General features: G+C 45.1%; 15 protein-coding genes and 2 pseudogenes. 3 read left to right on the forward strand and 14 right to left on the reverse strand.

What is annotated here, in order from left to right:
* Positions 1–594: 594 nt before the first annotated feature.
* From V8Z93_RS13220 to V8Z93_RS13245, 6 genes are all read right to left on the reverse strand, one after another.
* Positions 595–1,551 carry a tyrosine-type recombinase/integrase gene (locus V8Z93_RS13220; protein WP_203040188.1) on the reverse strand — a complete coding sequence of 319 codons (957 nt, stop codon included), beginning with the start codon at positions 1,549–1,551 and terminating at the stop codon, positions 595–597.
* A gap of 327 nt (positions 1,552–1,878) precedes the next feature.
* Positions 1,879–2,985, reverse strand: a complete 1,107-nt coding sequence (ald, locus tag V8Z93_RS13225; protein ID WP_439431788.1) for an alanine dehydrogenase — start codon at positions 2,983–2,985, stop codon at positions 1,879–1,881.
* 398 nt (positions 2,986–3,383) lie between these two features.
* A complete protein-coding gene (locus V8Z93_RS13230; protein ID WP_439431789.1) occupies positions 3,384–4,166 on the reverse strand; it encodes a glycoside hydrolase family 25 protein in 783 nt (260 codons plus the stop codon).
* A gap of 87 nt (positions 4,167–4,253) precedes the next feature.
* Positions 4,254–4,487: a hypothetical protein gene (locus tag V8Z93_RS13235; protein WP_439431790.1), complete on the reverse strand. Its 234-nt coding sequence runs from the start codon at positions 4,485–4,487 to the stop codon at positions 4,254–4,256.
* Between the two features lie 3 nt (positions 4,488–4,490).
* Positions 4,491–4,634 carry a protein tyrosine phosphatase gene (locus V8Z93_RS13240; protein ID WP_439431791.1) on the reverse strand — a complete coding sequence of 48 codons (144 nt, stop codon included), beginning with the start codon at positions 4,632–4,634 and terminating at the stop codon, positions 4,491–4,493.
* 87 nt (positions 4,635–4,721) lie between these two features.
* Complete coding sequence (locus V8Z93_RS13245) at positions 4,722–5,021, reverse strand: nucleotidyltransferase family protein (protein WP_439431792.1); 300 nt, start codon at positions 5,019–5,021, stop codon at positions 4,722–4,724.
* A 173-nt stretch (positions 5,022–5,194) separates the two neighbouring features.
* On the opposite strand from V8Z93_RS13245, the gene V8Z93_RS13250 reads away from it, so the two are divergent.
* Complete coding sequence (locus V8Z93_RS13250) at positions 5,195–5,419, forward strand: hypothetical protein (protein WP_439431793.1); 225 nt, start codon at positions 5,195–5,197, stop codon at positions 5,417–5,419.
* An 852-nt stretch (positions 5,420–6,271) separates the two neighbouring features.
* On the opposite strand, the gene V8Z93_RS13255 is transcribed toward V8Z93_RS13250, so the two are convergent.
* Both V8Z93_RS13255 and V8Z93_RS13260 read right to left on the reverse strand, forming a co-directional pair.
* On the reverse strand, positions 6,272–7,858 hold the full coding sequence (locus tag V8Z93_RS13255) for an ATP-binding protein (RefSeq protein ID WP_439431794.1): 1,587 nt from the start codon (positions 7,856–7,858) through the stop codon (positions 6,272–6,274).
* A 159-nt stretch (positions 7,859–8,017) separates the two neighbouring features.
* Positions 8,018–9,157: an MFS transporter gene (locus tag V8Z93_RS13260; protein WP_439431795.1), complete on the reverse strand. Its 1,140-nt coding sequence runs from the start codon at positions 9,155–9,157 to the stop codon at positions 8,018–8,020.
* Positions 9,158–9,363: 206 nt separating this feature from the next.
* Here V8Z93_RS13260 and V8Z93_RS13265 point away from each other — a divergent pair, with 206 nt between their 5' ends.
* Positions 9,364–11,496: a cation:proton antiporter gene (locus V8Z93_RS13265; RefSeq protein WP_439431796.1), complete on the forward strand. Its 2,133-nt coding sequence runs from the start codon at positions 9,364–9,366 to the stop codon at positions 11,494–11,496.
* Between the two features lie 59 nt (positions 11,497–11,555).
* Positions 11,556–12,449: a helix-turn-helix domain-containing protein gene (locus V8Z93_RS13270; RefSeq protein WP_439431797.1), complete on the forward strand. Its 894-nt coding sequence runs from the start codon at positions 11,556–11,558 to the stop codon at positions 12,447–12,449.
* Between the two features lie 39 nt (positions 12,450–12,488).
* Here V8Z93_RS13270 and V8Z93_RS13275 read toward each other — a convergent pair whose 3' ends face one another.
* The 6 genes and pseudogenes from V8Z93_RS13275 to V8Z93_RS13300 form a co-directional block, all read right to left on the reverse strand.
* Positions 12,489–13,862: a TolC family protein gene (locus V8Z93_RS13275; RefSeq protein WP_439431798.1), complete on the reverse strand. Its 1,374-nt coding sequence runs from the start codon at positions 13,860–13,862 to the stop codon at positions 12,489–12,491.
* 16 nt (positions 13,863–13,878) lie between these two features.
* A complete protein-coding gene (locus V8Z93_RS13280) occupies positions 13,879–17,052 on the reverse strand; it encodes an efflux RND transporter permease subunit (protein WP_439431799.1) in 3,174 nt (1,057 codons plus the stop codon).
* A gap of 1 nt (position 17,053) precedes the next feature.
* Positions 17,054–18,181, reverse strand: coding sequence for an efflux RND transporter periplasmic adaptor subunit (locus V8Z93_RS13285; protein ID WP_439431800.1), 1,128 nt, complete (start codon positions 18,179–18,181; stop codon positions 17,054–17,056).
* Positions 18,182–18,658: 477 nt separating this feature from the next.
* A pseudogene (locus V8Z93_RS13290) lies at positions 18,659–18,892 on the reverse strand (glycoside hydrolase family 2 TIM barrel-domain containing protein); the annotation flags it as partial.
* Positions 18,871–18,984: pseudogene (locus tag V8Z93_RS13295) on the reverse strand (hypothetical protein); the annotation flags it as partial. The pseudogenes V8Z93_RS13290 and V8Z93_RS13295, both read right to left, overlap by 22 nt.
* 57 nt (positions 18,985–19,041) lie before the next feature.
* Positions 19,042–21,810: a family 78 glycoside hydrolase catalytic domain gene (locus tag V8Z93_RS13300; protein ID WP_439431801.1), complete on the reverse strand. Its 2,769-nt coding sequence runs from the start codon at positions 21,808–21,810 to the stop codon at positions 19,042–19,044.
* Positions 21,811–21,937: the final 127 nt, after the last annotated feature.

Consider the following 21,937-nt stretch of genomic DNA (forward strand, 5'->3'; position numbering starts at 1 on the left):
GTCTTGACTATAAACCACATTGTTTTGAGTTGAGAGTTGATAGTTGAGAATTTACAGATAGAAGTTGCCAAATGTTAAAAGCATTTGGTGGCAGGATATACCTCGGCTTCCCCTGAAAAGATGCCTCTTTCCGAGTTATTGGGGTTGTGATATGTATCACAGCATTGAAAAATCAATAGACTAACTTCCACTAATCTTCAATACTATTATGTCTTTCAGCCTTCTGCATACATGATGCAGGCAAGCCCGTGTTCAGCAAGTTATATATCATACGCTTTGCTTATATGAAAGCCATACTAATCGTTCTTAATTCTCTACGTTCTTCTGAATCTCTACATAAGAGATACAGAAATCTAGAAAACTTTCTATCTATCAATGACTTATCATGTTTAGTCTGATAAAAATACTGAAAAAACGTTGAATATTGTAGAATGATATTAAATTTTTAACACGCATAATTTGCTTGTTTCCAACAATTTTCGTATTTTTGCAGTGTGAATCTGTATCTCTTATGTAAAGATACAGAAAAATTGGTTCATTTTGATTCATTTTGGTTCATTCTACAAAATCCATCTTTTTTATCACTTTTGAGGTTTATAGGGCAGCCAGTATTTTGGCGTTGGCATCATCCACTTCTGAGCTTTTGACGGAATTGAGATAGATCTGTGTGGTGGTTTCGGAATGATGTCCCAATGCCTCACTGATGACGGAGATTGGTATATTCTTGCCTCTTGCCGTCGTTGCCCAGGAATGGCGGGCAACATAGAGGGTGAGCTTGCCCTTGATACCTATCTTGGCTCCTACCTTTCTGAGGTGATAGGAGATACGGGCTTCCGCATTGTGATACAGGCGCACCTCTTCCTTCTTTTTGTCAATAGTTTTATCCTGACTTTTGTTTCCATCATCAACCAGGAAAGGAAAGAGATAAGGTGAAGAGGCTGTCTGCGCCTGGTACTTTTCCAACAGGTTCTTCATATCCTTCTCCCATCGGATGGTGAGACGCTGGCCTGTCTTGCTTCTTGTATAATGGAGAAAACCATCTCTGAGGTCGGATTTACGGAGGTGAGCCAGGTCGATGAAAGAGATACCACGCAGATAGAAGCTCATCATGAATGTATCTCTTGCCATCTCTTCCTTAGAAGAGAGATCCTTGACCGATTGAAGACTCTTGATTTGGCTGACGGATTCTGTAGGAATAGCCCGTTTGCGGGTTGGAGCGATACCGGTATAGACTTCCTTGAAGGGATGCTGCTGTGGAGTAAGCCCTTTTACCACTGCCTTGTTATAGGTGGCACGGAGGATTCGGAGATAGAAGGAACTGGTATTGCGGCATACCTTTGCCGTATGGTGCAGGTACGCTTCATACGAGCGCATCACTTCTGCATCTATCTCATTCAGGGCAATGTCCTTGTTGTCAAGGTATCGCTTAATACTGTTGAGCGTTGCCTTGTAATGCTGCATGGTGCGGTATTGACCGTTCTTCATCAACAGGGCGATGAGGAGGTTCATGAACTGGAATAGTGTCATTGATGTTTTCTTGTTTCTTGCCATTGTGTTTGCTTATTAATGATGTTTTATAATATTGATTAACTATGATAGGTGCATTTCTGTCTCTTTTGTCTTAGCAACAGAAGCCCCCTATATATAAATAATATATAAAAATCATATTGACAAGGATTTTTAAAATAACAAAGGAACATACAATGATAGATACAAGACTGAAAGTTTACGTAACAAGATGATAAGGGTGATGATGCTGGTAGCATTCCATGGTTTGCCATACCTTATTTATAACCATGACACATAGGTAAAAGTCACAATACATGTATAAGGGAGGATTCCATAGCTTTTTGATTATGGAATCCTCCCTTACCCTACTTAGAGTTTCATTTCTTCATAGTCCAGTCCGAAGACATCCGCTACGGCCTTGAATACCACCTTTCCACTTACGATGTTCAAACCTCTATACAGGGCTTTATCCTCCTTGCATGCCTTTCGCCACCCCTTATCAGCAAGCGCCAGTGCATATTTCAGCGTAGCATTGGTCAAGGCTATAGTAGAGGTATTTGGCACTGCACCTGGAATATTGGCTACAGCATAATGCACAATTCCATCGACCATATATATCGGATTGGAATGTGTGGTTGGATGCGATGTCTCAAAACAGCCACCCTGATCGATAGCTACATCAACAAGTACAGTTCCTGGCTCCATCAATTTCAACATATCTTTGGTGATAAGATGCGGTGCCTTATCACCTGGTATGAGTACACTACCCACAACGATATCCACATCTGGCAATTCCCTGCGGATATTATGCTCGTTGGAATAGAGCGTGTGTACATTGATAGGCAGCTCCATCTCTAACTGACGAAGACGAGGCAAACTGATATCAGTAATCCAAACATCAGCTCCCATTCCTGCAGCCATTCTTGCTGCAGCTTCTCCTACGGTTCCGCCACCCAATACCAAAACCTTGACGCGGTTCACACCAGGCACACCACTCATCAGTTTCCCTTTTCCTCCCTTTGTTTTCTGTAGGTAAAAAGCACCGTTAACAATGGCCATTCTTCCAGCCACTTCACTCATCGGAATGAGCAAAGGCAGAAGGTGGTTATCTGTTTCTACAGTCTCGTAAGCCAGACAGACGGCTCCACTCTTGATCATGGCATCGGTAAGTTCCTTATCACAGGCAAAATGGAAATAAGTGAAGATAAGCTGGTCTTGATGGATAAGTGGATATTCCTCGGCGATAGGTTCTTTCACCTTTACAATCATTTCAGCCTCACGATATACACTTTGGATATCGGGTAAGATTTTGGCACCCACCTTTTCATACGCCTCATCAGCAAACCCGCTGTTTACGCCAGCTGTATGCTGAACCATCACTTCATGACCATGTCTAATGAATTCAGCTACTCCTGCTGGTGTCATTCCAACACGGTTCTCATTATTCTTAATCTCTTTTGGAATACCTATTTTCATGATGTTATAATTTTAAAGGTTCGACATCAGTTTTAACTCTGTAAAGATACGGAAAATATCAATAGGTTGTATATCTTGTTATAGGTTTTTAACAAATGTTGGGAAGACCATACTTCGCATCTTTAGATTTTGCTCTCTCTAAGTCAGCTTCTTTGATGTAAAAGATTCCTAACGAAATCCTAGATTTTGGCAGTTTTCTGCCAATTTCCTAGCTGATTTTGTATAAAGAATTCTAATTTGCAGCGTATGTTCGGGAAAAACCCCGAAATGCTACACCCGCCCGTTTTGTCAGTTGAAAAATTGTAACCGACTGGCAGCCATGCTTACCACTATGATTGAGGATGGACAAAGCGTGATGTGCGTAATGAAAAAAATAACTTGGTACATTTTTTTATTTGTTACAGCATCAAATCCTTGATGGTTGTACCATTCATGAATCTGCTTAAATCTACCCTTTCTCCAATACCATGCAAATGTCCGGTTTCTGAATACTGCCAGATATTGCACTTTCCTCTGCCGTCGATAGAGGGTTGTCTGGAGTTATAATTGGCGATGAAGAGATAATAGCGATTGAACTTCGCCCCCATCTCCTTATTATAGAAGCTCTCGTTGCTATAGATGACAGGATACTTGCCATAGTGTTTCTTCACCAAGTCAGCAAACACCTGTATGCTATCCTGCAGCTGTCGTCCCTTCCATCTTCCCTGGATGCCTTTCTCCTCCACATCCAATACAGGAATCAAGTCCTGCTCGCCCTTCTTCACTATCTTTTGGAAATCCCGGAACTGAGCAGTTACTGAAGAGCCGGCAGACATCAGATGATAAGATCCTACCTTCAACCCATATTTACGAGCCAGTCTGATATTTCGGCGATAATGTCGATCCACATATCCCTTACCATGTGTAGCTCTGATATAAACGAACTTGATTCGCTTGTTCTTCGCGATTTCCTTCCACTTGATAACTCCATTGTGTTTCGACACATCAATGCCGTCATATCCGCCACGAGTATAAGGTTGCCCTTTCAATCTATCAACGAACACATCAGAATAAGATGAAGCGATGCCCAACCATCGCTTCACCTTATATGGCGACACCACATACATAATTCCCAGACCAATACTTGCCAAAACGACCAGGCTGCCTAAGGAAACCAAAGTATATTTTAATCCTTTCTTCATTACATTTTATCTTTTAGTTGTTTTCTGGGGGACAAAGATAGTGAATTTATTTGAAACAGACACGCAATACTAATTGCACTTCTGATCTTACCTTATAAAATTATACACAAACTCATAATCTCCGTCCTTCAGCCATTCAGGAACCTCTTCTCCATTTTCAAGAAGACCTTCAACATGAAACTCCAGACTTTCCTTTGCCTCCTTTTGCAAAACTTCAAAAGTTGGTGCTGTAAAAACCACCGCTCCTGGTACATTACTACCAAGAGAACCGCCATAATTTCTGTCGCACCACGCAACGTCAACAATAACCTTTTCCATCATGTACTACTTTAGATTTTCCAAATCTCCCCATTCAAGACAGCTATTTCTTACCAAGGTTTCTAGCTTTTCAACCATCTTACGCTTGGTTTCCTTAGAAGCATTCCAACGGCGCAACGCTTCTTCCCTTGTTAACTTTGTTGTATTCATTCTTTATTCCTCCATTTTTAGTTCAAATTACAACTGCAAAGATACTACTTTCTAGCTTAAACGCCAAAGAAAATGAGAAAATCTTTTTTATCGTATTGCATAGATTCCATCCCGTTCAATTCTTGATTTAAAGAAAGGATTCATGTTTTTGTGAATACGCACTACATCAACTGAGCACTTGAACAAGCCCTCTAAGAATTCTTTCAAGTCGGCTAATAAAAATGGATTAGGAGTTTCTGTTTCTACACAAACATCCAAATCGCTTTGTTCTGTTTGCTCGTTTCGTGAAACGGAACCAAAAATGCACAAGGTCTTGATTCCAAAATCTTTAGTAATCTTGGAACTGTTTTGCCTGATTATTGCTATATAATCTTGAACTGTTCTCATAACACTTATTTTTAATAAGTGCAAATATAAGAAATTATCTGGTATCTTCCAAGCTTTTTGCCAAGTTTTTGCAACTATCCCCACAAAATATCATTTTAAAACTTTGGTACTTTCAAATATTAATCGTAATTTTGCAACAAATTAGAGTATCAAAAATTAAGGAGGATTACAATATGACTAAAATAATGTCAAACCCAAAAGAACCAACAGTTGCCTATCGTCACGATTATGCAACAGAGGCTCATAACAAATCCGAAGAATATCCTTTTATGACATCATGCAATAATGACGAGTTGGCGAATCATGTCTTAGCTCATGAAGAAGAATATGCTAGAACAGGCAACGCCGTTGACTTTCTAGAAATGATGGCCGATTTCAAAAACGAATTCGAATGGTAAAGATACGAGTATTACCACCAATGCCTATTCTGAAAGACTTTCATCGAAATTATCGTAGTGCACTGCTTATGGACAACTTCAAGCTCATTTATCGCTACGACAAAGAGCGTGACGAAATCATAATCTTCTTCATACCTTATTATATATTAAAAGGGTTATACTTCACGTTCTACGATTCTTTCTTTTCCATCGCTTCCCGATTACGAGTGCAAAAGTAAAAAGATTATTTCAATCCGCCAAATATCCAAACTTGTCTTGTATGAAATGCCATTCTGAATGTACCAAATGACAAAACGGATGCTAGACCTTACGCTTGGTTTCCTTGTTTCTATTCTCCTTTCGCAACCTAATCTTCATCTCAGCTAATCAACTTATTAAGTGTGAAAGGAGAATACCCAACCTCCCGTCAATATTTATACTCAAAATTCATATACTTACAAGTTTGGAATCTAGCGACAAAAACGAGGGATTTGAAAGGCTGGAAATCCCCGTTTTCTGCTCTCTATTAAGAATAAGACCTATAGTTGTACGACTATAAAGTTACAGTTGTACGACTATACATGCTATGGTTGTACGACTATACATGCTATGGTTGTACGACTATAGAGTTATGGTTGTACGACTATAGGGGTTATAATCGTACAACTATAGATTTTCCTCATCGCCACCATCTTGTCAAGAAATCACAAGTATCTGATTACCAACACCTTTCCGATTTTATTCATATTTACGATATTCTCAAAGAAATAATAAGCGTCTGAAAATACGAGAATCTCAGGCAAGCTAATGTAAAGAAGATTCATTCTTAACAAAGCCATATCACTACATCTTCGGGTAATTCTTGCAAATTATCTACTTCATTTTCCATCCATCAATGGTTCCCGTCTTCGACGAGAAGTTGCAGCCTATCTGATAAATCTTTCTGCCATCTGCCGCATATTCCCTGGCGTAACCCATATCCTCTATCTGCTTCAGGGCTTCCTCTGCAGAACCATCACGCTTGAACTCGAAGATGTAGATATAATTCTGGGTCTCAACCACGCAATCTACCCTACCTTCGCTTTGCTGCTTTTCGATGAAGACCGTGAAACAGCTGATCATTCTCAATACGAGATAGAATGTATATTGGAAATAGCGCTCTTTCTCTCGCTCGTCATCCTTACGGCGTTGACCATAAGGGATGCTGGCAAAGAAAGAAGTGAGCAGTTTCTCCAACTGTTTACAATCACCCACGTCCATAGCACTCACCACTTGTAAAACAAAAGCATCAGTCGACTCTTTTGGCTGTAAATAGCTAGTAGCCACCAAAGTAAGGAAACCATTTTTTACCTCATCATTCGGAAAATCCAATAGATAGGAATCCATATTCATGTTCCAATCCTTTATCGTAAGATAGCCACTCTGATAAATCATAGGCAATGGCGCTTCTACATCTGCCCGATAATCCACGAAACTACTTGTTGGATAATACTTGCCAGTCAACTCATTCAAATTCTCCTTAAAATGGGAAAGCAAGCGAACCAAATAAGTTGGTGTACCAGTACGAAACCAAAAGTCGCTTAGTCTCTTCTTGCTCAAAGAATTCAAGATACTAAACGGATTATAGATATCGAGCATGTTAGAGCTAAAATGATAACCGTCGAACTTACGTTTCAACTTATACTTCATCTCATCCTCTGAAACCCTATATCTCTCTGCCATTGCCTTGATTTGCTCCCTAAAGGTCGTATATAATTCTTCCTTGGTGATTCCACAAAGAGCCTCATAGTGCTCATCCAAGCTAATGTCATCAGGTTGGTTAAAACCACTGAACACACTCACCTGAGAGAACTTGGTAACGCCAGTCAACAAAACAAACTGCAAATCGGCATCGGCTTCCTTAAAAACGGAATAAAAACCTTTGAGAAGATTGCGATTATACTCTTCCAAACTTATTTTGTTCTGAGTTTTTCCTACAGGAATATCCATATCCATGACATCCAACAATGGCTTATCGTATTCATCAATCAATACGACAGCCCTCATTCCTGTCTTCTGATGAGCTTTCCCCAACACTGCCTTAAAGCGGCTGCCTAAAGTCTCGGCCAACTCCTCACGTCCATAGATACGTTCTGCCATGGCAACAAACTCCTCCAACACTTTGTCTAACGCATAAGGCTCTACAAAGTTTTGTCCACCAAAAGAGAGATGGAACACAGGATATTGCTTCCAATCTTTCTCTAGTTTATCGATGGCAAGGCCCTTGAACAACTCCTTTTTTCCCTCGAAATAGCATTTCAAGGTAGATACGAGCAACGACTTTCCGAATCGTCTAGGACGACACAGAAAGTATATATTGCCATTTTGCACCAAATCATAAACGAGGCCAGTTTTATCAAGATATACATATCCACCCTCTATGATTTTTTCGAAGTCTTGTATTCCTATAGGATATTTCATATTGCTGCCATTTTAAATTCTTTCGGCAAAGTTACAAAAAATAATGATACAAGCAAAGGAATATCCCGAAAAAAAGATAAGTGATGCAGGAATTCCCGTCTTCGACGAGGAGTCTCTACCAATAAAGGAAGGAGGAATGAGTATATCTCAAGGGGAAGTTTACTCGTATTTACGATGAAACACCAGAAGACAAACGGCTCCAGCCAATGCCATCGGCACACCGATGAGCGCAGGATAATTATATCCCAATCCCATCGCCACAGGGATTCCGCCCAAGAAGGCCCCCAGGGCATTGCCCAGATTGAACGCTGCCTGGATGCAGCAACCGCCCAGCATCTCGCCTCCCTCGCTGTGCTTCACGATGAGAAACTGCTCTGGCGAACCGATACCGAAAAGGCAGGCACAACTGATGAACATCATCGCTGCAGATACCCAGCCATTGTGCGAGAAGAAGAAGGTGGCAAGCAAGGCTGCTGCTGCCAGAAACTGAAGACAACAGGTAAAGCGACCCGGCTTGAACCTATCTGCCAGCAAGGCACTCAGCTGGTTTCCTACCACCATTCCCAAACCGGCAAGTATCATCAGTACAGAGATTGATGCCGCATGGAATCCGCCATCTATCTGCAAAAGCGGTGAGATATAACTGAACCAGCAGAGAATACCGCCATTGCCCAGGAAGGTGGCGGCGATGATAAGCCACGGAGCCAGATTGCGCATGAATCTGAACTGCGCCTTCATGCCCTTGTTAGGCAAAGCCTCTACTTCAGGAACCCATTTGTAAATCATGTAAAGCGTAATGACTCCCAACGCCACCGACATCAGGAAAGGTACTCGCCAGGAGAAGACATGACTCAGAAAGGTGCCCAGCGGAACACCCATCAGGTTGGCGAAAGGCATACCGGCACACATCATCGCCACCGCCTTGGTTCCCTTGCCCTCCTTCGCCATCTTCACTGCCACGATGGTACCCGTGCCGAAATAGGCACCATGAGGAAGCCCCTGAACAAATCGGGCACAGAGCAAAAGCCAGTAGCTTGGGGCAATCGTTGCAATGACGGCACCCAGTGTAACCAGCGAAGTGAGAAACAGGAGAATCTTCTTGGGGCGGTACTTGTGCATCAAGATGAGGGAGAAGGCACCGGCGCAAACGCCCAGCGCATAGATGGAGATGAGATGACCAGCCTGAGGGATGGACACGTTCATATCGTGCGCCACATCGGTGAGGATTCCCTCGATAATAAACTCTGCCATACCCAGAGTAAAGGTACCCAGGGCGAGAGCAAACAATCCTTTTTTCATATGTGCTATCCTAATTCTTTTTATCTTATATATTTGTTTTCGGGGTGCAAAATTACAAAAATATCTCCACAATGAAAGGATAAGAGGGCAAAAACTTTGCCCTTTCAAGAATTATTCGTAATTTTGCACTCAAAAACGAAAGAAGAGGGGTGATGGCGGATGCCGGAATCCCTCTTTCAACATAACTAATAAAAAGAAGAAAGCCAATGATAAATATTGCCCAATACTTCCCGATTACCGACCCTACGTTGATCTTCTTCGTAGTGCTCCTCATCATCCTCTTTGCCCCCATCATCATGGGTAAACTCAGAATTCCCCACATCATCGGAATGGTGCTGGCGGGTATCCTCGTGGGCAAATACGGACTGAACATCCTGGAACGAGACGCATCGTTCGAACTCTTCGGAAAGGTGGGACTTTATTACATCATGTTCCTCGCCGCCCTGGAGATGGACATGGAAGGCATGAAGAAAAACAAGTCGCGACTCATCATCTATGGTCTGCTCACCTGCTTCATCCCCTTCTTCCTCACCTTCGGCATGAGCATCTGGCTGCTGCATTATTCCGTCAAGGCTTCCTTCCTGCTGAGTTGCATCATGGCTTCCAACACCCTGATAGCCTACCCTATCGTTTCCCGATTCGGATTGCAGCAGAAGCCGAGCGTCACGCTGAGTGTGGGTTCCAGTATGCTTTCGCTGCTGATAGCGCTCATCATGCTGGCGGGTCTCGTCGCCTCGTTCTCCAAGCACGACGGCGTTCTCTTCTGGCTTTTCTTCGCCGCCAAGTTTGCAGCTTACTGCGGAGTCATGATTTTCCTGATTCCTAGATTAACGAGATGGTTTCTGCGCCGGTACAGCGATTCCGTGATGCAGTTTATCTTCGTGATGGCGATGCTCTTCATGAGTGCGGCTCTCTCGCAGATGGTGGGCATCGAGGGCGTGTTCGGTGCCTTCTTCGCAGGTCTTATATTAAACAGGTATATCCCGCACGTTTCTCCGCTGATGAACCGACTGGAGTTTACGGGCAATGCACTCTTCATCCCTTACTTCCTGATAGGTGTGGGCATGCTCATCAACGTGGGACTGCTCTTCCAGGGCGGTCATATCCTGTGGGTCATCTTCTGCATCGTGTTCTTCGGAACCTTGGGAAAAGCCATTGCAGCCTATGCCGCCTGCTTCGGATTCCGGTTGCCGCTGTCATCGGGTCACATGATGTTCGGTTTGACTTCCGCCCATGCCGCCGGCAGTATCGCCATGGTGATGGTGGGTATGAATATCCTGGTGGGTCCGAACACCTATCTGGTGAACGATGACATGCTGAATGGTGTGGTGATGATGATTCTCTGCACCTGCGTCATCTCTTCGATGCTCACCGACTGGAGTTCCAGAAAGATTATCCTCCGAGACAAGGAGCTTCCAGATGCCGAGGATACCAAGAAGGTTAGCGATGAGAAAATTCTCATACCTGTGAAGTATCCGGAATATGCCGATAATCTGATGAGCCTCGCCTTCCTGGTGAGAAACCAGAAACTGAACAGAGGACTGGTCTGCCTGAACGTGGTATATGATGATAAGGACATGCGATACAAGCAGGAACAGGGCCGCCAACTGCTGGACCATTGCAGTCAGCTTGCCGCAGCCACGGATGTGATGACGCAGACGCAGGTTCGCATTGCTGCCAACATCGCCAACGGCATCAAGCATGCCTTCAACGAGTTCCAGTGTTCAGAAATCATCATCGGCATGCACATGCACCCGGAGGTTTCGCCTAAGTTCTGGGGAGAATTCCACCAGAGTCTCTTCAACGGATTGAGCCGTCAGATTATCATGGCTCGCATCAAGCAGCCGCTTAATACCATCCGCCGAATACAGGTGGCGATACCATCGAGAGCCGAGTTTGAACCGGGCTTCTACCGATGGGTAGAGCGACTCGCCCGACTTGCCGGCAACCTGGATTGCCGCATCCAATTTCATGGCAGGGAGGAGACGATGGCACTCATCAACGAGTACATCACCAACCGCCATCATGAAGTGAGAGCCGACTACACCCTGATGCACCATTGGAACGAGATGCCGCAGCTTGCCTCACACATAAGCAAGGACCATCTCTTTGTGGTGGTAACAGCCCGAAAGGGAACCGTTTCCCACAAGTCGGCATTGGAGCGATTGCCAGAAGAGCTAACCCGTTTCTTCTCGGGCACCAATCTGATGATTATCTTCCCTGACCAGTACGGAGATTCATCGGGCAACGTACTGACATTTGCCGAGCCTCAGCACCAGGAGGAAATCAGTGCCTACGTGGCATTCAACCAATGGTTCAAAAAGAAATTCAGAAAATAACAAAATCAAAGTATTGATGGCTTGAGATTGTTATGGTCTAACCTATTTACATTTTACAAATGGAAACAATAAATTTCTTGGAATTCGGGCGGCAGAACAACAACTGCTATGTTATGGACGAAGGGTTTACCCTTTGGAAAATAATACGCAAAGAAAATGAGTTGCCTGTCTTTCGGGGAGAAAATGGCAATCATTTATTCGTGCATATTCTCGTTCTATCGGGAGAGCTAAAGGCTGAATGGACAGGCATTCTGTATCCTTTGACGAAAAACAGTTTTGCTGATTTCATAGATGGACGTTCTCTGGAAATACGAGATATATCCGAAGATATCCAAGCGTATGTACTGTTTTTTACCGCCCCGTTCATCGCCTCTCTGATGAAAAATACAGCGCCGTTTCCGCCTTCGTATATATTACACACGAAGGCATGGCCTGTATCTGTACTATCTTCTGAAGTGACAGAACGCATACAAAAAAGAATGAGCTACATTGTGGAGTCTTTAAAAGACGAAAGCCACCACTTCTATACAGAAATGATGAGTTGTACTTTGCAAATCTACATGATGGACATAGCCAACGAATTTATCCGGCAGGAAAACGAAGGTGGAGCAAAGATGGAAGTGAGCCGCAAACACATCCTATTCAAGCAATTTGTTGGTCTTCTGCTCGCACATATACGGGAAGAACATTCTGCCAACTGGTATGCTTCCCAACTATGTGTTACCCCTCAGTATCTCAATAGAGCTATAAAAAGCATAACACAAAAAACTGTTTATGAGCATATCAGCATTGCGCTGACAGGAAGTATCATAGAGCAGTTGGAAATTTCAGAAAAACCCATTTCGCAGATTGCAGAAGCTTTTCATTTCCCAGATTTGGCTACGATGACCAAATTCTTCAAGAGACAGACGGGAAAGACGCCCACGGAATACAGAAAAAGTGCGAGAGCTTAAATCTATCACAGACTTGACTCTCGCACTAGATAAAAATAGTTATTGAATTCCTCCTCCTAAAGCTTGATAGAGGCTTATTACCCCTTCTATCTCATCATATTTATCTGACACTTCTGACAACTGCGCATCCAGAAGTGTCTGCTGAGCAGTAAGTACCTCAAGATAGTTAGTACTGCCATGTGTCATCAGAAGCTGTGTACTGCGCAGAGCCTTATTCAAAGCCTCAACTTTCTCATGATCCAGTTTCAGACTTTTCCGTGCAATCTGCCACTGGGTCAACGCATTGTTTACTTCAGCTCCAGCATCCAGCAGTTTTTGCTGGAAATCAACCAGGGCTTCCTGTTGCTTCGCTTGGGCTATCTTCAGGTTGGCTACATTATTTCCTTTATCAAAGAGCGGCTGCACCAGCGATCCCAGCGCAGTGAGCAACCATCTGCCCGGATTTACAATACCAGCACCAGAACTGTTGGTCCATCCGGCAGAACCGCTCAAGGTAATCTGCGGATAAAAGGCAGAGCGAGCCTTATTGGTTGCATAAAAAGCCTCAGCCAGCTGCCATTCTGCCTGTCGCACATCAGGACGCTTACTGAGCAACTGTACAGGAACTCCAACCGACCATTTTTCTGGGAACGAAAGCTCCAGTAACTGCCCCCGTTTAATATCTGAAGGTGCAATGCCTACCAATGTAGAGAAGGAATTCTCCAGTTCGTGCATCTGTTTTTCCAACGACAGCGCAGAAGATTCCGCATCCAGTCTGTTAGCCTCCGCTTGTGCCACGGCAGCTTCATCCTTTTCTCCGGCACGTTTCAGAGCCTTCATTATACGCACATTCTCTCCCCACTTACGTGCAGCATCCCGAGTGATAGCCAGTTTTCTATCCATTGCAAGGAGCGAGTAATAGGTTTCAGCAATGGTAGCCACCAGTTGTGTCTGTACCGCCTGCTCGTATGCCCTACTGGCTTCCAGTGCAGCCAAGCTTCCTTTCTTGGCATTGCGTAGCCCTCCAAAAGCATCAATCTCCCATTCTGCCGTACCTCCCAGCGAATAGGTTTTCGATGGTTTTGCCCCACCGAAACTACTCAGTGAGCCTTCTGGCGTCAGCGATACTGATGGCAGAAAAGCCTGGCGAGAGGCTTGCAACGATGCCTGTGCCTCTTGCGTGAGAAGCCGTGCCGTCTGAATATCACTGTTCTTTTCCAATCCCACCTCTATCCATTTTACCAGCTGAGAATCTGTAAAGAGTTCTCGCCATGAAAGATTGGCTATAGAGGAAGTATCCTGCAGGCATCCCGGCACATCACGGTAAAGGCTGTCAACCGTGAGCGTTTCCGAACGCTGGTAATTTGTGTATATTCCGCAGCCACAGAACAACAACAAGGCCGGCAGGAAAAATATTATCCGTTTATAGTTCATATTTTCTTCTATTTAATTAATTCTTCTCCTCTAAAAGAGGTTCTGTCCTTATCTCCTGTTCTCTATGTCGCCGTTTAGGCATTACCCTCTCTTCTATAGTCTGGAAAACGATGAAAAGCACAGGAACAACAAACAGTAAAGCAACCGTTCCTATCAGCATACCACCTACAGTACCCACACCAAGCGAGATATTGCCATTGGCACCCGCACCAGTTGCTATTACCAATGGGAAGAGACCGATGATCATTGTCAGGGCAGTCATCAGGATAGGACGCAGTCGGACAGCAGCAGCCGAAAGAGCAGCCTGAACTATGGTCATACCATGGCGGCGGCGCTCGGAAGCATACTCCGTAACAAGGATGGCCGTTTTGGACAACAGTCCAATCAGCATGATGAGTCCCGTTTGCATATATACATTATTCTCAACACCGAACATCTTGGCGAACAAGAAACTACCCATCAATCCGAATGGAATGGAGAGCATTACCGCCAAAGGAACGAACAGACTTTCGTAGAGAGAACAAAGGATGATATAGATAAACAAGACACAGATAACGAAAATGATAACAAAGGATGTACCCGAAGAAGCCTCCTCACGGGATGTACCTCCAAACTCATATCCGTATCCTGCAGGCAGCGTCTTCTTGGCCACTTCGCGCACTGCCTCGATAGCATCACCCGAACTGTATCCCTGGGCAGGTGTAGCATTCACCGATATGGTGCTGAAAAGATTAAATCGGCTCAGAATCTCAGGACCATAGGTTTTGGATAAAGTAACAAACTGTCCAACAGGTGCCATGCTTCCAGAAGAGGAACGCACGTACATATTATCCAGAGATTCCTTGTTCAATCTGTATTCAGGCTTTGCCTGTACCATCACACGATAAATCTTAGAGAAACGATTTATGTTTGAAGCATAATTACCGCCCACATAACAAGACAAGACATCCAGCACATCCGATGGAGAAATACCAGCACGCTTGCAACGTGCCGCATCCACTTCCACAAGATATTGAGGGAAACGGGTATTAAATGTAGTTACTGCACTTTGAATTTCCGGACGTTTGTTCAATGCCGCAATGAACTCTTTGGTATGCTTATAGAGCGTACTGATGTCGCCACCTTTCTGATCCTGCACGTAGATTTCAAGACCATTGGTCATACCATAACCCATAATCATAGGTGGAGAAAAGACGAATACCTGCGCATTCTTGATATCAGCAGTCCGCGCCATCACTTCAGCCATAACGGCATCCTTGCTGTTCTCATCACCTTTGCGTTCATCCCAATCTTTGAGACGCACGATGAGCGTACCTCCCGCACTGCTTTGTCCGCTACCCATCATATTATAACCTCCGATGGTGGAATACAGGTATATCTGCGGAATTCCACTGATACGCTTCTCAACCTCCTTCATGATGCTTTTGGTTTCAGAAAGCGTACTACCTGGTGCAGTGGTAACAGAAACAAACAGCGTTCCCGTATCCTCATCCGGAACCAATCCGGTTTTTGTGGTCTTGACCAGTACAGCCAACAAGATACAATTCACAGCGAGTGCTACTCCTACCAGCCATTTGCGGCGGAAGAAGAACTTCACACCCATTTTATACTTGTTGACCAGACGACCGAAAGCAGTATCAAAAGCGATGTGGAAACGAGACGAGAAACTTATCTTTTTACCTTCTTCTGCCTGCATGTGGGGTGTCATGATGAGAACACAGAGTGCCGGACAGGTAGTCAGGGCGTTCAATGCCGATATACCCACAGCTACAGCCATCGTCAAACCGAATTGCGTATAAAAGGTACCCGTAGTTCCACCCATAAAACTAACCGGAATAAACACAGCCATGAAGACCAGTGAAGTGGTAACGATGGCCGAGGTTATTCCCCCCATCGCATCCATTGTAGCCTTGTAAGGCGATTTATACCCTTCATCAAACTTCGCCTGCACAGCTTCCACCACCACGATGGAGTCATCAACCACCGTACCGATGACCAGAACCAAGGCAAAAAGAGTCAGCAGATTGATACTGAATCCCGCCACATAGAGGAAAGCAAACGTACCCACCAGGGAAACCACGATACCTACTAAAGGAATAAACGTAGAACGCACACTCTGCAGGAAGACATAGACCACGATGATAACCAGGAGAATCGCCTCGATGAGCGTCTTGATGACATTCTTGACAGAAGCATCGAGGAACGATTTGATACTCATCATCGTATCCAGTTTCAGACCATCAGGCAAATCGTCTCGGATTTCATCCGCCATTTTATTGATTTCCTTTATGATTTCGTTGGCGTTGGATCCGGCAGTCTGCATCACCATAAACGTAGCTCCAGGATAGCCAGACACGCCACCGCTGAAATTATACGATGTGGTACCCAACTCTATATCTGCCACATCCTTCAAGCGTAAAGTATTGCCGTCGTCTGCGGTTCGGACAACCAAATCTCCCAATTCCTCGCTGGTTTCATAGCGTCCCCGATATTTCAAGGTGTATTGGAATGTATTCTGAGAATCCTCACCAAGAGTACCGGTAGAAGCCTCTATATTCTGTTCGCCCAATATGGTAATGATATCCGATGGAACAAGCCCATACTGTGCCATCACATCAGGTTTCAACCAGATGCGCATAGCATAGTCGTTACCCATCACCATCACTTCTCCTACACCAGAAATACGCTGGATGCGAGGAACAACATTTATCTTGAGATAGTTGGCAAGGAATTTCTCATCATAGTCGCCTTTGGTACTATAAAGCGACATCAGCATCAGCTGGCTATTCTGTCTTTTCTGTGCAGTGACTCCTATCTTCGTCACTTCACTAGGAAGTGTACCCTGTGCCTTGGTCACACGGTTCTGTACGTTGACAGTGGCCATGTCTGGATCTGTACCCTGCTTGAAATAAACATTGATAGTGGCGCTACCGGTATTAGAGGCCGTGGAAGTCATGTACATCATATTTTCCACACCATTGATTTCTTCCTCCAGTGGCACGATAACCGCTTTCTGCACGGTTTCGGCACTTGCGCCCGTATAGGTGGCAGATACCTGTACGGTTGGAGGAGCAATATCCGGATATTGTTCCATCGGAAGATTCACGAGCCCGATGATTCCCAGCATCAGTATCAGTGCCGAAATACATGCCGCCAATATCGGACGATCTATAAACAGTTTCGCTTTCATATTATTTTCTCCTATCTTTTCGTGTAGCAGTTGGGGCAGATGCAGCTTGGTTTACCGAAATGCCATTACTGAGCAATCCGGCTCCTTCTGCAATGATGACATCACCCATATTCAGACCTGATTCCACGATATACTCCTTTCCATCATTGACTTCAAACACCTTAACTTGGGTTGATTGGGTTTTACCATCTACAACCTTATAGACAAAAACCTTATCTTGCAATTCGTATGTAGCTGTCTGCGGAATGACCATACAGTTCTTTTTTGTATAAGGGAACTTTATATTTCCGGTACTACCGCTACGCAGTATATTCTTGGAATTCGGAAATACAGCCCTCAGGGTCACAGAGCCTGTCGAGGTGTCTATCATACCACTGATGGCATCAATGTGGCCTTTTTCCTGATATTCACTTCCATCACTTAACAGAAGCTTAACTTCCGGCATGGCCTTCAAGGCATCTGTCAGCGAACCGTTTTGGCGCGAAAGTGCAAGTATCTGTTTTTCCGTCATAGAGAAATAGGCATACATCTCACTATTGTCTGAAACTGAAATCATAGGAGAGGACATGGAAGAACTGACCAAATCACCTATGCGATACGAACTCATTCCGGCTATGCCATCCACCGGACTTTTTATTACCGTATAGGAAAGATTATTACGAGCGTTTAACAGTTCTGCCTGAGCCTGCGCCAAAGTAGCGTTAGCCGAACGGAGCGAGTTGCGCGCCGTCTGCAGGTCAAACTGAGAAACCACATTCTCCTTAAAGAGTTCCTCCTTGCTGGCAACAGTCATCTTAGCCGTTGCAACACTCGCCTCCGCCACTTCTACATTCGCCTTCGCAGTTCTCAGAGCAGCTTTATAAGGAACCTGGTCGATGATGAACAAGGTCTGCCCTTTTTTCACGGCAGCACCCTCTTTTACTAAAACAGCAGTAATCAATCCTGAAATCTGAGGATAAACTCCCACATCCTGTTTACCTTGAATGGTAGCCGAGAAAGAGGAGAACACCGTTCTGTCAGAAAGAGTTACTTTCTGCGTTTTGTAATCACTACCGGCAGTCTGGCTCTTTTGCTCCTTACAGGAAGCAACAAGGACCAAGATACATGTCAGTATCAAACTTTTAAACATTTTTTCTTTCATTTTCATAATGACTTTCTACTATAACATTATTCTGTCGTTCTTTTCCCTCACCATTATCCATAAGATAGGGCAAAAAGAGTATTGATTAAATCTCTTATATTTTTGGTGCAAAGTTAATGTTTTTCTTCGGAAGTTCTATTGTCTATAACATTCCAAGATTTGTCATAATAAAACCAAAATAAGAAAAAACGAGCAAAAAGTTGATTATTTAAACAGAATTTGTCTATAAGAAACCTATCTTAACCAAAAAGCCTGAACAACCGTCGTTGTCCAGGCTCTATATCATGTAATCAAAAACTTATAGAATCAAGTTCATGATGTACCTTATTATTTCGTATTCAAAACCAGTTTTCTGGCTTTCATCTTTTCACCAGCCACCGAAAGTTCTATATTTCCTGGCTTATCGCTGGCTCGCTCGCCTCACGGTTCCAGTTTTCAGAGAGCTTTCCAGCAGAAACATTGATGCCATTCCACTCTGCCTCCGGCATACTGGGTGAGCCACTTATCATAAAGTTCATCCACCACCAAGATGCCATACTTATCGCTGAGTTTCAGAAAGTCCTCACTATAGGGATTATGAAAGGTGCGGATATGGTTCATGCCGAATTCCTTCGCCACCTTTCCATCCTGATTATAGAGTGTCACCTCGGCAGTATATAAATAAGGTGTATCTGACGACCACAGTTGGGCTGATACCAGATGGTATGCATCGCCTTTCCGGTTTCGCCATTAAAGACTGTAAGCAGTTCGGGACCAGCCATAATGCGACCTCTCGAATTGCGATAATCGGCAGCATTGTCCAGTTCTCGGATTCCGGCATCCGTAGGCTGCATCGCGGGTAGGGATTTCTACCGGGTAGGGATTTCTACCGAATAATAATAATCGCCACTACCTACCGTCTCAACCTTGCCATCAGGCAGATAGACATCGGCTGTGGTATTGCAAGGCACGGTGATATCCCAATCCACATGCTGCAAGGTCTTCTTCCACTGGCTCTTCACTACTCCGTATGGAGTCTCGTAATCAGCTTTTACCGATTCGCAGTTCTGAATACTGAAAGCTGACTTCAACAAGATGTGCTTGTAAGCCACGCTGGCATCAGCCTCAGCAACCTGCTGTACGTTGACGCCCTTCTGCTGGATGCCTCCCAGATACTGATAGCACCAGGTAAGCAAGTCGCCCAGAAGCATCACATGATTGCCCGAATTCATCTTCGGATCAGCCTTGTCTCCATTCCAGAGTTCCCAGATGGTAGTGGCTCCGTTCTCTGCCATATACCCCCAAGACGGATAGGTGCGCTGGGTAGCCAGGAGATAAGCCACATCAGGGAAACCGTTGTCGCTCAAACCGCGAAGGAGCCAGGAGATGCCGATGACACCGCAGTTGACATGTTCCTTGGCATCGATGCAGATGCCCTTTACTACCTGCTTGATGAGTTCGCTGCGCAACTCCTGGGGAGCAATGCCGAAGGAGAGCGCCAGGAGATTGGCGGTAGAGGTATTGTTGCCATAATAGATGCTGTCAGGATAGAGTACATGACCCGGACGGCGGGATGTTCCTGCCTTGTTGGTGAGGAACTGCCTGTTGAAGGCATCCATCATCCTGTTTCTGCGGTCTGCCCAAGCCTTCGCTTCTTCCTTCAGGTCCTGCAGGTTGGCAAACTGCTCTGCCAGCTGCAGACAGCGAATCATATAGGCGGTGGCTATCAGCTTACCATCAGTTTTTCGCTTCGGATCCTGACTATGAATCAGTTCCAGCTTCTCTGGTGGTACGCACCAGTCGCCGTATTTATCCTTGGTGATGATGCCGTTCTTATCCGTATATTCTGCCAGGATATGGTTGATCCATTTCCTGATGGATGGATAAGAATCGATGATAGGCTGCTTGTTGCCAAACTGATGATAGAGCATATCACAGGTGAAAGGCAGGGCTGACGGCCAGGTGACATCATCGGTATAATAATTCCAGAAAGCAGGAGCCACATCCGGGATGTTGCCATCCGAACGCTGGGCATCGCAGATATCGTGCATCCACTTGCTGTAGAGTCGCTCATTGTCGAAAACGAAACTCTCACCCAGCGAACCCACTGTTCGATTGCCCAGCCAAGGCTGGCGCTCGTTGCGCTGCGGACAATCTACCGGCATTCCCTTGTAATTGCTGTAGATGCCCCACCAGGCATTCTCCAACACCTTATTTAATATAGTATCAGAAGTCTCTATATGTCCGATGGTAGCCATCTCATCGCTCACGGTATAGGCGGTGAAATTCTCCTTTCGGGCTTTCTTCATACCGGTGATGGCAGCATAGCGGAAGCCGTGATAAGAGAAGGCAGGACGCCAAAGCTTTCCGTTCTCCTTGCCATTGCAGACATAGACATCCTCAGAGAGGGCATTGCGGAAGTTGTCGAGATACAGACTGCCGTCAGCCTGCAGTTTCTCGGCATATTTCACACGGATGGTATCTCCCTGCCTGCCACGGACCTGAAAACCAATCCAGCCCGCCATGTTCTGACCAAAATCAACGATGAGGGTATCGTGGCGCTGCTTCAGACTCACCGGATGTCCGAATTCCTTCTCAACCATTCCCCTCATCGGCTGCGCCATCAGCGTACCGTCAGGAATGGCACTGCGCTCGGCTTTCTGCCACTGGCTATCGTCGAAACCAGCCTGGGTCCAACCTTTCAGCGCTAGTTCCCTGCGGGCATCATACTCCTCGCCATCATACTCGTTGTTGCTGCGGATAGGACCGTCGAAGCTCAACTTCCAGGTGTTGTTGGTAGCCCAGGTTTCAGTCTTTCCGTTCTCATACTCCACCTTCACGTTGATGCGGCATTTCGGATAACCGAAGAAAGGAGTCAGGTATGCCTTCTCCTGTCGCATCGGAAACATTCTGCCGTTGCCCAGTTTGATGGCGATGGCATTCTTCTCTGTCAGGAGCGAAGTGACATTGAACGTATTGTAGTAGATGGTCTTGCGGTAATCGGTTGGTGCAGGCTGCAATGCCTGACTGCCGCCCATGCGCTGTCCGTTGACATAGAACTCATAGACACCGAGTCCGGCAACATAAGCCACCGCCCGCTTCACCTTGCCTTTTGTCGCAAAGTCCTTGCGGATATAGCGTGCCGCCAGTCGGGTGTGCATGCCTTTCTTTTCTCCCGGCTGCAGGTCTTCCAATCCAATCCAGGTGCCGCTCCATTTGTTCTCGCCGAGCAGCCCGATGGTAAAGAGCTGCGATTCGGTCCATTCCGACTTGCCCCTGTTGGTGGTGATACGTACCTTCCAGTAGGCTTCAGAGCCACTCAAGAGTACCTTTCCCTGATAAGGAATCCACAGCTGTTCATCGCTCTTTCGCTCACCGCTATCCCACAGATCAGCCTCGTTTCTATCCAGTTTTTCTCTGGAAGAAGCCACCAGGATCTGAAAACTCGTCTGCACCACGCCCTTCCTGTCAGAAGTAATCTGCCAGGAGAAGCGAGGGGTTGATGTTCCGATGCCCAGAGGATTCACCCGGTTCTCCGTCCGCATCTTTACCACGTCAACATAACTAGCAGCGGAAAGCGGAAGTCCAGCCGACAATGATACGGTCAGCAACACACTCATCAATATATTATTCTTCATTTGAACCTTAATTCCGCAACACGATTATAAATTAAACTTTTTAAGCACCAGAACAACGAAAATTGCTCAGGATTTTGCCATATCAGAATTTTCACTTATCTTAATGTTGCGAAAAGAAAACAAGCAA

It is taken from the genome of Segatella copri, assembly GCF_051861805.1.
GTDB classification, from domain to species: domain Bacteria; phylum Bacteroidota; class Bacteroidia; order Bacteroidales; family Bacteroidaceae; genus Prevotella; species Prevotella copri_M.